This is a genomic window from Cognatundibacterium aquatile, assembly GCF_014699135.1.
Taxonomy (GTDB): domain Bacteria; phylum Pseudomonadota; class Gammaproteobacteria; order Burkholderiales; family Burkholderiaceae_D; genus Undibacterium; species Undibacterium aquatile.
The window spans coordinates 339,221-351,780 of the sequence record NZ_JACOFT010000003.1; the positions used below are offsets into that span (position 1 = coordinate 339,221).

General features: G+C 52.7%; 12 protein-coding genes. 5 read left to right on the forward strand and 7 right to left on the reverse strand.

All coding sequences use genetic code 11. From position 1 onward, the window contains the following. Positions 1–113: 113 nt before the first annotated feature. Complete coding sequence (locus H8K26_RS10075) at positions 114–503, reverse strand: hypothetical protein (RefSeq protein ID WP_190479240.1); 390 nt, start codon at positions 501–503, stop codon at positions 114–116. 250 nt (positions 504–753) lie between these two features. Here H8K26_RS10075 and H8K26_RS10080 point away from each other — a divergent pair, with 250 nt between their 5' ends. Together H8K26_RS10080 and H8K26_RS10085 are read left to right on the forward strand one after the other, a co-directional pair. Beyond that, positions 754–1,626, forward strand: coding sequence for a phytanoyl-CoA dioxygenase family protein (locus H8K26_RS10080; RefSeq protein WP_223826956.1), 873 nt, complete (start codon positions 754–756; stop codon positions 1,624–1,626). 67 nt (positions 1,627–1,693) lie between these two features. After that, positions 1,694–2,515: an acyl-CoA thioesterase gene (locus H8K26_RS10085; protein WP_190479242.1), complete on the forward strand. Its 822-nt coding sequence runs from the start codon at positions 1,694–1,696 to the stop codon at positions 2,513–2,515. Between the two features lie 102 nt (positions 2,516–2,617). Here H8K26_RS10085 and dacB read toward each other — a convergent pair whose 3' ends face one another. Next, positions 2,618–4,063 carry a D-alanyl-D-alanine carboxypeptidase/D-alanyl-D-alanine endopeptidase gene (gene dacB / locus H8K26_RS10090; RefSeq protein ID WP_190479244.1) on the reverse strand — a complete coding sequence of 482 codons (1,446 nt, stop codon included), beginning with the start codon at positions 4,061–4,063 and terminating at the stop codon, positions 2,618–2,620. A 196-nt stretch (positions 4,064–4,259) separates the two neighbouring features. On the opposite strand from dacB, the gene H8K26_RS10095 reads away from it, so the two are divergent. Next, on the forward strand, positions 4,260–6,233 hold the full coding sequence (locus tag H8K26_RS10095; RefSeq protein WP_190479246.1) for a peptidase U32 family protein: 1,974 nt from the start codon (positions 4,260–4,262) through the stop codon (positions 6,231–6,233). A gap of 76 nt (positions 6,234–6,309) precedes the next feature. Here H8K26_RS10095 and H8K26_RS10100 read toward each other — a convergent pair whose 3' ends face one another. The 5 genes from H8K26_RS10100 to H8K26_RS10120 all read right to left on the reverse strand — a co-directional run bounded on the left by H8K26_RS10100 (position 6,310) and on the right by H8K26_RS10120 (position 9,804). Next, entirely contained in the window at positions 6,310–7,638 is a 1,329-nt protein-coding gene (locus tag H8K26_RS10100; RefSeq protein WP_190479248.1) for a ferredoxin reductase family protein, read from the reverse strand. A 15-nt stretch (positions 7,639–7,653) separates the two neighbouring features. Further along, a complete protein-coding gene (locus tag H8K26_RS10105; RefSeq protein WP_190479250.1) occupies positions 7,654–7,965 on the reverse strand; it encodes a hypothetical protein in 312 nt (103 codons plus the stop codon). Positions 7,966–7,985: 20 nt separating this feature from the next. Next, entirely contained in the window at positions 7,986–8,156 is a 171-nt protein-coding gene (locus H8K26_RS10110) for a hypothetical protein (protein ID WP_190479252.1), read from the reverse strand. Between the two features lie 148 nt (positions 8,157–8,304). Beyond that, entirely contained in the window at positions 8,305–8,838 is a 534-nt protein-coding gene (locus H8K26_RS10115; protein ID WP_190479254.1) for a cytochrome b, read from the reverse strand. A gap of 162 nt (positions 8,839–9,000) precedes the next feature. After that, positions 9,001–9,804, reverse strand: a complete 804-nt coding sequence (locus H8K26_RS10120; RefSeq protein WP_190479256.1) for a YdcF family protein — start codon at positions 9,802–9,804, stop codon at positions 9,001–9,003. Between the two features lie 288 nt (positions 9,805–10,092). Here H8K26_RS10120 and H8K26_RS10125 point away from each other — a divergent pair, with 288 nt between their 5' ends. Together H8K26_RS10125 and H8K26_RS10130 are read left to right on the forward strand one after the other, a co-directional pair. After that, on the forward strand, positions 10,093–11,196 hold the full coding sequence (locus tag H8K26_RS10125; protein ID WP_190479258.1) for an Acg family FMN-binding oxidoreductase: 1,104 nt from the start codon (positions 10,093–10,095) through the stop codon (positions 11,194–11,196). A gap of 240 nt (positions 11,197–11,436) precedes the next feature. Beyond that, positions 11,437–12,390 (forward strand): amidohydrolase family protein, encoded by a 954-nt coding sequence (locus H8K26_RS10130; RefSeq protein ID WP_190479259.1) that lies wholly within the window; start codon positions 11,437–11,439, stop codon positions 12,388–12,390. Positions 12,391–12,560: the final 170 nt, after the last annotated feature.

The following is a 12,560-nucleotide window of genomic DNA, read 5'->3' on the forward strand; positions in this document are numbered from 1 at the left end:
GCCACTGAGATGCTGCCGGAATACCGTTCAGCGGTAGCGGCTGGTATGGCGGCAATCCAGATGGGGCATTGTGGCAGACTGGCTGGGGCGTGAGGCACAGGATGGGGTTAATCTCAGCGGCACCATTGTTGCGACAGCACCAGTATCAGCACCAGCGAAATCACAGCAGCCGATGCGCTGATAATCAGGCTGATATGTTCTATCGGCAGACCGCGGCGGCGTTTATCGGCGAAGATCATTAACTCGCCGATGGTCGTCAGGCAGCTGACTGCAGCGATAAAGATCGTCATCAGCATCGCAAACGCTTCTTTGTCGCTGAGCTCGCGACAATGCGTCGAATACAAATGCGCCAGCTTAAAAATTCTGTCGTAGCTGACCAATTCAAACAGCAGACCTGCCACGAACAGGGCAATAACCATCAACGGAATAAACCAGGTCAGGAAATACTTATCGCAGACAGCATCGATCACAATTTGGATACGGCGCTTGATGAAAGCAATCATGAGAGTCTCGTTGTTGACCGGGCTGGTTCGGATCGGAGTAGTTTTACGCGTTCTTTATTTGTCTTCTTTATTCATCTTTTTTATTCATTGTTGACGATGCTAACATTTTTCAGTCAGCGCCTAATGTTTCTATGGTGAAATGATCATCTTCGCGCTATGTTTGTCGCCGTTGCAACAACACATGCGCATGGCGATAAAGAAGTGTTGCCGTCAGCGGAATAGAAATTCTATTAAGATAGGCGACTGAGCAATGGATTCAGACAAGAAATTCATACAGGAAATCACGATGTTAACGACGGAACAAATCACCCAATTTACACAAGACGGCTACGTCATCGTCCCGGATTTTAAAACTGCAGCCGAGATCGCTGCGCTGCGTGAACGTGCGGCGCAGATTGTCTATGCGTTCGACCCGGCGCAATCCCGTTCCATCTTCACGACCAAAGAACAGGAACAACATATCGATCACTATTTCTTAAATTCAGCGAATAACATCAGCTGTTTTTTTGAAGAAGAAGCGTTCGATGTACAAGGCAATCTGCGTCAGGATAAATCGCTGTCGATTAATAAAATCGGCCATGCGATGCACGATCTGGACCCGGTGTTCAGCGCCTTTTCGCGCGGCCCGGCGCTGGCAAAGGTGGCGCAGCAACTGGGTTTGCAGCAGCCACAAATCTGGCAGTCGATGTATATTTTCAAGCAGCCCGGCATAGGCGGCGAAGTGCGCTGGCATCAGGATGCAACGTATTTTGAAACCGACCCGGTCAGTGTCACGACTTTCTGGTTTGCGCTCGAAGACGCAACGCTGGACAACAGCTGCCTGTGGGCCGAACCGGGCGGTCATCGCACGGCGATGCGCGAGCGTTTTGTACGCGAAGGCGATCTGGTGCGCGTGGAAAAACTCGATGCCACGCCGTGGCCGGATGACAGCACCGCTGTGCCGCTCGAAGTCAAAGCGGGTAGTCTGGTCTGTTTTCACGGGCTGCTGCCGCATTACAGCGCGCCGAATCGCTCGCCGGTATCGCGCCATGCGTATACCTTGCATGTCACCGATGGCGCAACGCATTATTCGCCGCAGAACTGGATACAGCGCGATGCCAGCTTTCCGGTGCGCGGCTTCTGATCAACATCAGCAGCGACAATAAATAATCACATTCAACAACGTTCAACAATAATCAAAACGAGAGACCATGACGACCGCGAACACGATGCACCCGTTTGACGAAGCAATACAACTGACGCCACAGGGCGATCATTACCGTGGCCAGACTTCTGCGAAATACGCGAATATGGTCGGCCCGTTTGGCGGCGTCACGGCGGCGACCTTGCTGCGCGCCGTGATGGATCATCCAAAATGCCAGGGCGAGCCGCTGGCGCTGACCGTGAATTTTGCCGCACCTGTCGCCGACGGTGCATTTGATCTGGTGCCCAAGCTGATCCGCACCAACCGTTCGACGCAACACTGGAGTATGGAATTGCTGCAAAACGACCAGATCGCCGCGACTGCTACTGCCTTGTTTGCGACGCGTCGTGAAACCTGGTCGGCGACCGAAGCGCAGTTCCCCGATCTCAGTAATCTTGGTGAGGGCGTGGCGATGCCTGCAACCGGGTTGCCGGTCTGGGTGAATCGCTACGATGTTCGCACGCTGCGCGGCCATCTTGGGCTGAGCGCGACGGCGCAGGAAACGGCCAGCGACACGGTGACACAGCAATGGATACGTGATGAACCGCCACGCGTGATGGATTTCTGTTCGCTGACGGCGATTGCCGACGCGTTTTTCCCACGTATTTTTATCAAACGCAAACAAGCGGTGCCAGCCGGAACGGTTTCACTGACCGTGTATTTTCATGCGGATGCGGCGACGCTGACTGCGCATGGTACGCAGCCTGTGCTGGGTTATGCGCGGGCGAATCGTTTTTATAATAATTATTTCGATCAGATCGCGGAACTCTGGACGCCGGACGGCGCATTACTGGCAACGACAACGCAGGTCGTGTATTACAAAGAGTAATTCTGCATTGCATAAAAAAGGCAGTGCCGCGAGAAATCCGGCGCTGCCTTTTTTATGGCGGTGTTGATTGTTGATGCTGAAATCAGTGCCGTCGTTGGCGTCTCAGGGGCGGCCAGCGGCAACCCAGTTCAGTAATTCATCCAGTGCCGATTTGGCTTTTGCGGCGTCGTCATGGTTAATCATCGCAACAACGATCCACTGCTGATCACGGATATCGCGCACATAACCAGCAATCGCCGTGGTGTTTTTAAGCGTGCCGGTTTTGATACGGGCGCGCAGCTCGCCAGCGCTGCCTTTCAGGCGTTTGCGCATGGTGCCATCGAGTGCCGCGACCGGCATGCTGGAGCTGAATTCAGGGTTCCATAAACTGCGCGCACCGACCGCTAAAATCGCCGCCATCTGATTCGCGCTGATACGTTCGGTGCGCGACAAGCCTGAGCCGTTTTCGAGCACCAGTCCGGCATCATTGATCCCTTGCTTCGCCAGCCAGTTTCTGACCCGGGCATCAGCGGTTTGCAAGGTGTTGCCGTTGGTTTTATCGGGGGATTCTGCGCCCAGCGTCAGAAATAAAATCTTTGCCATCGCATTATCGGATTGCTTGTTCACGATGCGCAACGTGTCAGCCAGCGTTTCCGATGCACGTTCATGCAAGAGCGTGGCGTTCGCCGGTACCAGCCCGTCGCGCACCTGGCCTTGCCAGCTGCCGCCCATTTCCTGCCACAGCGTGCGGAACATGTGTGCAATGTATTGATTGCGCTCGATGATGTTCAGGTGCGTGGTGATTTTGCAGCGACGTGGAAAACCGCCGCTGAGCATGATCTCGATCTGGTCTTTACGCTGAAATTCGATAACTGGCGATTTCCATTCGCTTTCCCATTCGGCGCAGGATTTTTCATTGAAATGCAGATGATTCGAAAATTTGATTTTGTCGAGAGGCGTCAGTAAGCGGGTATCGATTTTTTCTGTGGTCGATTCGATGGCGAATGAGAGCAGATTACTGTGGATCAGCAAAGCATCGGGAATCACGTTGTAATACGCATCGGGATGCTCATCAAACGGTGGCGTGCCGATATCGAGGCGTTCAGGTTGAAAATAACTGCGATCCAGAATCAGGTCGCCATTGATTTTGCGTATGCCTTGTGTGCGTAAAGCGCGCAGCATGACGCTGAATTTTTCCCAGGTCAGATTCGGGTCGCCGCCACCGCGCAAATACAGATTACCGTTCAGTACCTCTTTTTTGAGCGGCTTATCGGCAAGAAATTGCGTCTTCCAGCGAAACGTCGGCCCCAGTTCTTCGAGGGCAATCAGGGTCGTCAGCAGCTTCATCGTCGATGCCGGGCTGAAGCTGGCATCCGCATTTTGCTGTAACACCGGCGTCGCAGCTGCCGAATTCAGCGGTATCACCACCGCACTCATCGCCGCAGACGGAACCGGCGAATTGCGGAAAGCGTCTTCCACTTTCAGCGGCAGCGCCGTTTGTGCCAGCAGGCTGGCTGAATACAGCGTTGAAGATATTATTCCCAGCAAGCACGTCGTCAGTTTCAGCATGGTGATCCTCTTTCTTCGATGCTGCATTGTAGAGGAATGCAGCAGGCAGCAACAGTCTGCGGACGGCCTGCAAGCTATGACAGATTCGCTCTGACCTATGCCAATTCCTTATTCGCTCCTGTAAAAAACGCTGCTTCAGGACATAAGCCCTTGATTTCGTTATAATTTCGCCCTTCCTTCGTCACCGGTCACCGCCATGAGCTTGCTCGTTAATCAAACTGAACTTTTATCCCCCGCCAAGAATGTTGATATCGGGCGCGAGGCGATCCTGCATGGCGCAGATGCGGTGTATATCGGCGGCCCGTCGTTTGGTGCGCGCCACAATGCAAGTAATGAACTCAGTGATATCGCCGGACTGGTGCAATTTGCCCATCGCTACCATGCGCGTATTTTTGTGACCATGAATACGATATTGCATGAATCCGAACTCGAACCGGCGCGCAAACAAATCCATCAATTGTACGAAGCGGGTGTCGATGCGCTGATCGTGCAGGACATGGGCATACTCGAACTTGATATTCCACCGATACAGTTACACGCGAGTACCCAGTGCGATATCCGTGGCGTGGAGAAAGCAAAATTTCTCGGCGATGTCGGTTTCTCGCAATTGGTGCTGGCGCGTGAACTGACGATAGAACAGATCAAGGCGATCAAAGCCGAAGTGAAAACGCCGCTGGAATATTTTGTCCACGGCGCTTTGTGCGTCGCTTTTTCCGGCCAGTGTTATATCTCGCATGCCGACAATGGCCGTAGCGCGAATCGTGGCGATTGTTCGCAAGCCTGTCGTTTGCCTTATACCCTGACCGATGGCGAGGGCAGGGTGGTCGCGTATGAAAAACATTTATTGTCGATGAAAGACAATGACCAGAGCCGCAATCTGGAAGCGCTGCTGGATGCGGGTGTGCAATCGCTGAAGATTGAAGGCCGCTACAAAGACATGGGCTATGTCAAAAATATCACGGCGCATTATCGTGTCTTGCTCGATGAAATTTTAGAACGCCGCCCGGAATTTACCCGCGCCTCCAGCGGTCATAGCCAGATCGCGTTTACACCGGATGTTGATAAAAATTTCCATCGTGGTCACACCGATTATTTTGCCAACGGTCGCCTCGATAATATCGGCGCGTTTGATTCGCCGAAATATGTCGGCCTGCATCTCGGTTACGTGACGAAGATAGGCACGACCTGGTTTGAGATCGAAGCGAATGAGCCTATGGCGAACGGCGATGGCCTGAACTACATGCACAAACGCGAAGTCATGGGCATACAAGCGAACACCGTCGAGCACATGGGCAAGAACGAGAATGGCGACGTCTGGCGCATTTCTCCGAATGAAAAAGTCAGCGAATTGATCGGGCTGAAAGTCGGCATGCTGATCAATCGCAATCGCGATCAGCGCTGGGAACAGGCACTGACCAAAAAATCGGCAGAGCGCCGCGTGCCGGTCTGGCTGACGCTCAACGATGATGCGGATGGCTTGACGCTGACCACGCATGATGAAGATGGTGTCACTTCATCAGTGCACACGGTGCTGGCGCTGGAACCGGCGCAGCAGTCCGATAAAGCTGAAGCATCGCTGCGCGACAGCCTCGCCAAATTGGGCAACACCATGTTTGAAGCGGCGAATGTTGATCTGCGTTTGCGCCAGCCGTGGTTTGTTCCTTCCTCTGTCATCAATGCCTTGCGCCGTGATGCGGTTGCTGCGCATGAGGCGGCGCGGGTGGCGGCATGGCCACGCCAGCCGCGCACACCGGCAGTCGAACCGCCAGTCACTTATCCTGAAACAACGCTTAGTTATCTGGCGAATGTGTATAACAGCAAGGCGACGGCATTCTATAAAAAGCATGGTGTACAACTGATCGCCGCCGCGTATGAAGCACATGAAGAAGCGGGCGAGGTATCGCTGATGATCACCAAACATTGCCTGCGTTTTTCGTTTAATCTGTGCCCGAAACAGGCGAAAGGCGTGAAGGGCGTGCAGGGTCAGGTTAAAGCCGAACCGATGACGCTGGTGACGGGCGATGAAAAATACACGCTCAAATTTGATTGCAAGCCCTGCGAAATGCACATCATAGGCGCAATGAAAAAACACATCCTGCAATCGCCGCCACCATCGTCTGTGCCTTACAGCCCTATGGTGTTTCACAAAACCAGACCGGCGGCAAACTGATCCGTTTCGCAAAAGCTATCTGATAAGCGTTAAAAAAGGCTGAACATGTTCAGCCTTTTTTTATACCTTGGCGGGATCAGCGCATATCAAATAATTCCTGATGAAAGTCATTGCCAGACAGGCCTTTTGCCAGCATATCCTGACGCAGCGCTTTACCGAAATTTTTCGGTCCGCAGAACCAGATGCTGGCGGATGACCACGCTGGCACGGCAGCGCAAATCCTATCCGCGTTCAGTTTGCCATCGGTATCCGAACGTAAGACATGCAAATGCACGCCAGCTTTGTCGGCACTGGCCTGCACCTTGGCAATGAAGCTTTCATCCGGTGCTGCCGTGCTGTAAAACAAATCGATCTCACGCGCGTCGGCCTGCTCTGCCAGCGCCTGCATGCGCGCGATGAACGGGGTGATGCCGATGCCACCGGCAACCCAGATCTGGCGCGATTTATTATCGTCAAAGGCGAAGCGTCCATACGGACCTTCCACTTTGACCAGATCGCCGGTTTTCAATGTTGCCGGTAAGCTTGCGGTGTAATCGCCTATGCCTTTAATCAGAAACGTCAGCCTGCCATCGTCATTCCAGGCCGAAGAAATCGTGAACGGATGCGGGCCTTCGCTCGTGTTAAACGTCAGGAACGCAAACTGACCGGCGGCGTGACCGCTCCAGCGGTCTTTCAGATTGATCACCACTTTCAGGACGCGATTATCGGTGTGATACTGAATCTCTTCGATCGCACCGACTGCCTGCCGTTGTGCGCCAACTTTACGGAACAGCGACATCAACGCTGCGATGGTGCCACCCGCCATCAGCACCGCCATCAGCGGCGCGATCAGGTGATCCCAATAGGTGTACTTCATCAATACCGTGGAATGGAATACCAGCACCAGATATGCAATCGCCAGCAAGCGATGCGTTTTAAAGAAATAGCGATACGGAAAACGTTTGATCAGTGCCAGAGCAATCAGCAGCACCATCGCGTAAAACGCCCATTCGCCGATCTCTTCGGCAAAGTGACGCTGGCTTTGAAAAAACTGAAACAAGGGCACGGTTTGCTCTGCAGCCGGTTTGCGCGCTGGCCGCGTCAGCCAGCCCCAGCCGACCATCCATTTCGGCCCCTTTGCCCACAGCCAGTGGATAACGGCAATCACCAACGCCGTGATGCCCAGCCATTTATGCAGGCGATACGATTTATCCAGGCCGCCCAGCAGGTTTTCCGCAATCGCCGGTCGTATCGCCAACAGCATGCCTATACTCATCACACCGATGCCGATAATGCCGGTGTAATTCATGACAGAAGTACGTAAGGCGAAGAAATTATAAGGGTCGCTCAGCACCGTATCGGCGAGCAGCCACAAGACGCTCAACAGCGCGATGAGCAGCAGATATATCCTTTGAATATTTTTCATTGTTAACTTTCAGCATCAGAATTTCAGCCAGCCCTGCTTCATAGAAAAGCCAAGAATCATCAGCAACATTGCGCTGTAATACATGGCTTTCCAGAGCAGGCCGGGCTTCTCTTGCGATGCGTCACCGGCACGGGTTGAAAACTGGAAAATGCCGCGATGCCTGAACGTGCAAATGGCAAACAGGATAAAGGCGGCACCGGTGAGCGCCTGCGGCAGTAACTGCATTTTCCAGGCATTGTACAAATCGTAAGCGCCGAGCAGGCCGAAAAAAATAAGCCAGACCCACGCATACGGTGAGCCATTTTTTTTTGCTTGAGGTGTAGCCATGAAGAGTGCCTTGAATTCTTTTAATACCAGTGGCGACGCCGCCAAAGCGGGCTGAAGGTCGCCGGATTTTGCCGGACATTGATGCCTTCGTTGATGCACGACGCTGAGCATTCCAGCATCTCGCCAACGACATCGTCTGCGGCATGGTTGGCGCCAGCAGCGGCGGTTGTTACTGCAGATTGTTGCTTCAATATACTACCGGGGAGTATATTTTAAACCCCTTATTCTACGCTGAGAATAAGGGTAAAACCGAAGATACTCCCCCATTTTTACTCTATGTCGGGCATTTGGCGCGACATATTTATGGCATTTTTTATCTGATGCCGTTTGTGTTCTGTTTCACTTTTTCCACGGCAGCATACGCAGCATCGTGCCATCTTTGACGATGAAGTGATGCCACAATGCCGCCAGAACGTGGAAGCCGACCACAAAATAAATCGCTTCGCCCACAGTTTCATGGATTTCCTTGATGCTGCTTTTCAGTTCAGGATTCGGTGCGATCAGTTGCGGCAACAGCATGCCGAAGAAACTGACATCGCGTCCGCCCGCCTGATAAAACAGCACACCACTCAAAGGCAAACCCAGCATCATCAGATACAGCACCAGATGCACCAGATGCGCACTACCGGTTTGCCAACGCGGCCCCGGTAAAGCGGCCGGTGCTTTGAAGGTGAATCGCAGCGCCAGACGAACCAGTACAAATAAAAACACCAGTTGTCCTGCCAGCATGTGTACTGACTTCAACGTGTCGCGCAAAGGCTCGCCTTTCGGAATATCTTCCCTGACCTGAATTGCTGCGAGCGCGACAGCGATCAGAATGAACATCAGCCAATGTAAGGCTGCCGATAGTGGGTGATAACGTGAAGTTTGCATATTCTTTGTACCTGGTGAAACACTGTGAAAACACAGCGGGTTAGGGAAAAGAAATGGAATGAAAGCATAGCGCATGGCATCCAGTCAACCCGGCATCATGCGGCGGTGATTCATACTAACCGACCCGTCAGCGGTATGACCAGTACAAAGCGATGATCTGCATCAATACATGCGGAGTAAAAAGCCCTTGATGAATGAGAAGTATTCGCGTAGCCAATCGTTATAACGTATGTAAAGCGGCGTCGTTGCGCCGGCAGTCTGCACCGACGACCAACCCAGCCGACGCGCAATCATGCGTGTCCGCAGCACATGAAAATCACTGCTGACGATGAGTATTCCATCGTGCGGTGTCACCGCATTTTTTCCCAGCAATGGCTGGCTGAACAACAGATTTTCATACGTCGTGGTGCTGCGTTCTTCCTGAATGATACGTTCAGCCGCCAGCCCATGCGCGCGCAGATAATCGCCCATGATCTGCGCTTCGGCGCACGGCAGCGTCCAGTTTTTTCCACCCGTGACCAGTACCTTCGCCGCAGGCAAACGCCGCGCCCATTCCAGCCCCAGATCCAGCCGCGCCACCAGCGTTGGCGATGCACTGCATTTCAATGAACCTGAGCCCAGAATCATGATGGCTTTGACCGCCGCCGTATTTTTGTCGGTCAGCACGGCGGCATCATTGCTGCGTTGTAAGAAAATGAAAAACAGAACCAGACTCAGCAACCACGCACCAGCCAGCAACTGCGCCAGCGTCCAGACTTTCTGTCGCCACACTCTTTGCGAACGCCAGCGCCCGAATTGCTGCCATTTCCAGCGTAAGACCATCAGCCCGCAACCGATGCACAGCGGCAGCACCACGCCGAAATTCACCAGCCCGGTGGACATCAGAAAAACCGCATCAACGACGAGCAGCGCGGCTATTAATAAAGTGAATATGGAAAATAACTGACGTAGAACACTGGCAGGCATGGCGTATTTAAAAAGGAAGACAGCAGAGGTGCAAGACCTTAGCACGCCGCGTCGGTAATTTCATACGGAATAAACGCGGTGTTGATTTGTCGTTTGCGCTGGGTGGCGAGATACACTTCAGTTCAACAAAAAATAAAAAGCAATCCGGGATTTATAAATCAGCATCAATAAACCTTCCGTTTTTTATGAGTAGTATTTGTATGTGATTTGACCTGAATTTATTTTTGTTACCGTCACCGGTAATATTTTCTCTAACGTCAATATTAGTTTTCATACGAAGGAACCACCATGATTTCCCGGCGGGCATTTACACTTTCGGCGCTGGCTGCGGTTGGTGGGTTGACGACGTTAACATCGTGTTCGTCGGGAGCAGAGGGGCGTTACGACGTTGCGAGTCGCCAGCTCTGGCGGCACAGTGCGGCGATGTCGAATGAAAAAGCGTCGCTCTTGCGTGAGCTGGTGCGCTATGCGACGCTGGCACCGTCGAGTCACAATACGCAATGCTGGAAATTTCATATCGACGACAACGCGATTTCTGTACTGCCGGATTTTTCGCGCCGATGTCCGGCAGTTGATCCGGATGATCATCATCTTTTCGTCTCGCTTGGTTGTGCCGCAGAAAACCTGGCGCAGGCAGCGCTGGCGCATGGGTTGATGGCGCACAGCAGCGTTGATGCAGCGGCGGGGAACGCACTGTGCTTATCGCTGGAACCGACGCGTGCGCTGGCGTCACCGCTGTTTCAGGCAATTCCTGTGCGTCAGAGTACCCGTGCTGATTACGATGGCAAACCCTTGACGACATACGAACTCGATTTATTGCAGCGCGCTGGCAGTGGCAACGGTGTGCGCCTGATCTTGCTGACGCAACGTGCGGCAATCGAGAATGTGCTGGAATACGTTGTTCAGGGCAATACCGCGCAGATGCAGGATCGTGCTTTCATTGCAGAGCTGAAGAAGTGGATGCGTTTTAATGCGGACGATGCGATGCAAATGGGCGATGGGCTGTACTCGGCTTTGTCCGGCAATCCATCGTTGCCTTCGTCGTTGGGCAGCGTTTTATTTGATTTGTTTTTTACGCCCAAAAGCGAGAACGATAAATATGCGAAACAGGTGCGCAGTTCAGCGGGGATTGCGGTGTTCGTTGCCGATGGCAGCAGCCCTGCTGATTGGCTGGAGGTGGGGCGTTGCTATGAACGCTTTGCGCTGCAATCTGCGGCGCTGGATATACGTAATGCATTTTTAAATCAGCCGGTCGAGGTGTCTGCATTGCGTCCCCAGTTTGCCAATTTCCTTGGTATCGCGCCGCGCAGACCTGATCTGGTGGTGCGCTTTGGCCACGGCCCCAGAACGGCATCGGCTATGCGGCGACCAGTGCAATCGGTGCTGGTCTGAGATAATTGAATGCCGTGAATGGCATCATTTCATGACGATGGCACGTTTTTCAAGGACTTGTTTTTTTGATTGCTCAGCGTTCAATTCGCCGCCTATGAAAAATCTCTGCCTCATATTTCTTATACTGTTCCCCCCCGTTCTGACTACACGCGTCAGCGTCGATGATGAGGGTGTTTTGTGCGAACATCACAGTTACTTTTGAAGTTCGCTTGCTCCCCTTTTTTGAAAGATTGCCTCAACATGATCAAACGTATTGTGCTCGTGATTGCTGGTCTCAGTGTTTCTGTTTCTGCGCTGGCGATGTGTGAATCCGAAGAGAAATCTGCTAAATATCATGGTGCCTTGTTTGATGCGATGGCGCAGATTGATCGTGGAATGTACGATCAGGTATTGGCGAAGATGGACAAGTCGGGTGTGCAGGGGATGGCACTGTTCGGGCGTCTGACTCATAAAAGTAATGGCGATGCCGATGTTCTGGCGCTGAAGAAAAATTTTCCGCAGAAATTTATTATCGGTACACCCAAATGGTTTGATTTGAGGGGCGATGTGTCAGCGATGTATCTGCGTCAGACTTTGTCCGGGTTACGGGACGGGCCTTATCAGTTTGTCGGCGAAATCATGTTTGCGCATGGCGATAAATCTCATGGTGAACAAACCGCCAGCGGGGAGCGTTTTGTGTCCGCTGACAAACCGAATGTCTTGCAACTGATGCAGGAGCTGCAAGCATTGCAGGCACCGGTGATGACGCATTGGGAAGTGTATAACTGGAACCGCGACTGGCCTGCGTTTCATGCCTTATACGGAAAATTTCCACAACTGACATTCATCTGGCCGCACGCTGGCTTTGGCTCGGCGGCGCAGGTAGAAACGGTGTTGTCACAACATGAGAACGTCATCATCAGCTTGTCGAAAACTGAAAAGGACCAGCGCAGCCTCAGCAGCGAAGAAAAATCTGTGCAACTTGGCGGCGCGATGATTGATGACTGTGGCGTGATTCTTCCTGAATGGCGCGCCTTGCTTGATCGTTTTCCGACACGCTTTATGTTTGCCACCGATGCCCACAAAGATTTTCGCTGGGATAAATACGGCCACATCGTCAGTCGCTGGCGTCGTATTCTCGGACAACTGCCAGATGAACAGGCGCAGATGATCGCCTGGAAAAATGCGGAACGCGTTTATGGCAAGCCGCGCTGAGCGGCGCGTTCGTACCGACGGACGGAAGCGACCGAGCGCAAATCAAAGAGTGTAAATTAAGAGTCCAAATCAAAGAGCCCAAACAACAGGCCGGTCAGCATCTGTGATGAACCCACATGTTCACCGGAATCAGTTCCAGGTTAAAAATATACCCCAGGGAGTATATTTAA

What these genes read in the sequence shown, in the direction of transcription:
- H8K26_RS10075 (WP_190479240.1), bottom strand. Translation starts at nt 503, where the DNA reads ATGATTGCTTTCATCAAGCGCCGTATCCAAATTGTGATCGATGCTGTC.
- H8K26_RS10080 (WP_223826956.1), top strand. Translation starts at nt 754, where the DNA reads ATGGATTCAGACAAGAAATTCATACAGGAAATCACGATGTTAACGACG.
- H8K26_RS10085 (WP_190479242.1), top strand. Translation starts at nt 1,694, where the DNA reads ATGACGACCGCGAACACGATGCACCCGTTTGACGAAGCAATACAACTG.
- dacB (WP_190479244.1), bottom strand. Translation starts at nt 4,063, where the DNA reads ATGCTGAAACTGACGACGTGCTTGCTGGGAATAATATCTTCAACGCTG.
- H8K26_RS10095 (WP_190479246.1), top strand. Translation starts at nt 4,260, where the DNA reads ATGAGCTTGCTCGTTAATCAAACTGAACTTTTATCCCCCGCCAAGAAT.
- H8K26_RS10100 (WP_190479248.1), bottom strand. Translation starts at nt 7,638, where the DNA reads ATGAAAAATATTCAAAGGATATATCTGCTGCTCATCGCGCTGTTGAGC.
- H8K26_RS10105 (WP_190479250.1), bottom strand. Translation starts at nt 7,965, where the DNA reads ATGGCTACACCTCAAGCAAAAAAAAATGGCTCACCGTATGCGTGGGTC.
- H8K26_RS10115 (WP_190479254.1), bottom strand. Translation starts at nt 8,838, where the DNA reads ATGCAAACTTCACGTTATCACCCACTATCGGCAGCCTTACATTGGCTG.
- H8K26_RS10120 (WP_190479256.1), bottom strand. Translation starts at nt 9,804, where the DNA reads ATGCCTGCCAGTGTTCTACGTCAGTTATTTTCCATATTCACTTTATTA.
- H8K26_RS10125 (WP_190479258.1), top strand. Translation starts at nt 10,093, where the DNA reads ATGATTTCCCGGCGGGCATTTACACTTTCGGCGCTGGCTGCGGTTGGT.
- H8K26_RS10130 (WP_190479259.1), top strand. Translation starts at nt 11,437, where the DNA reads ATGATCAAACGTATTGTGCTCGTGATTGCTGGTCTCAGTGTTTCTGTT.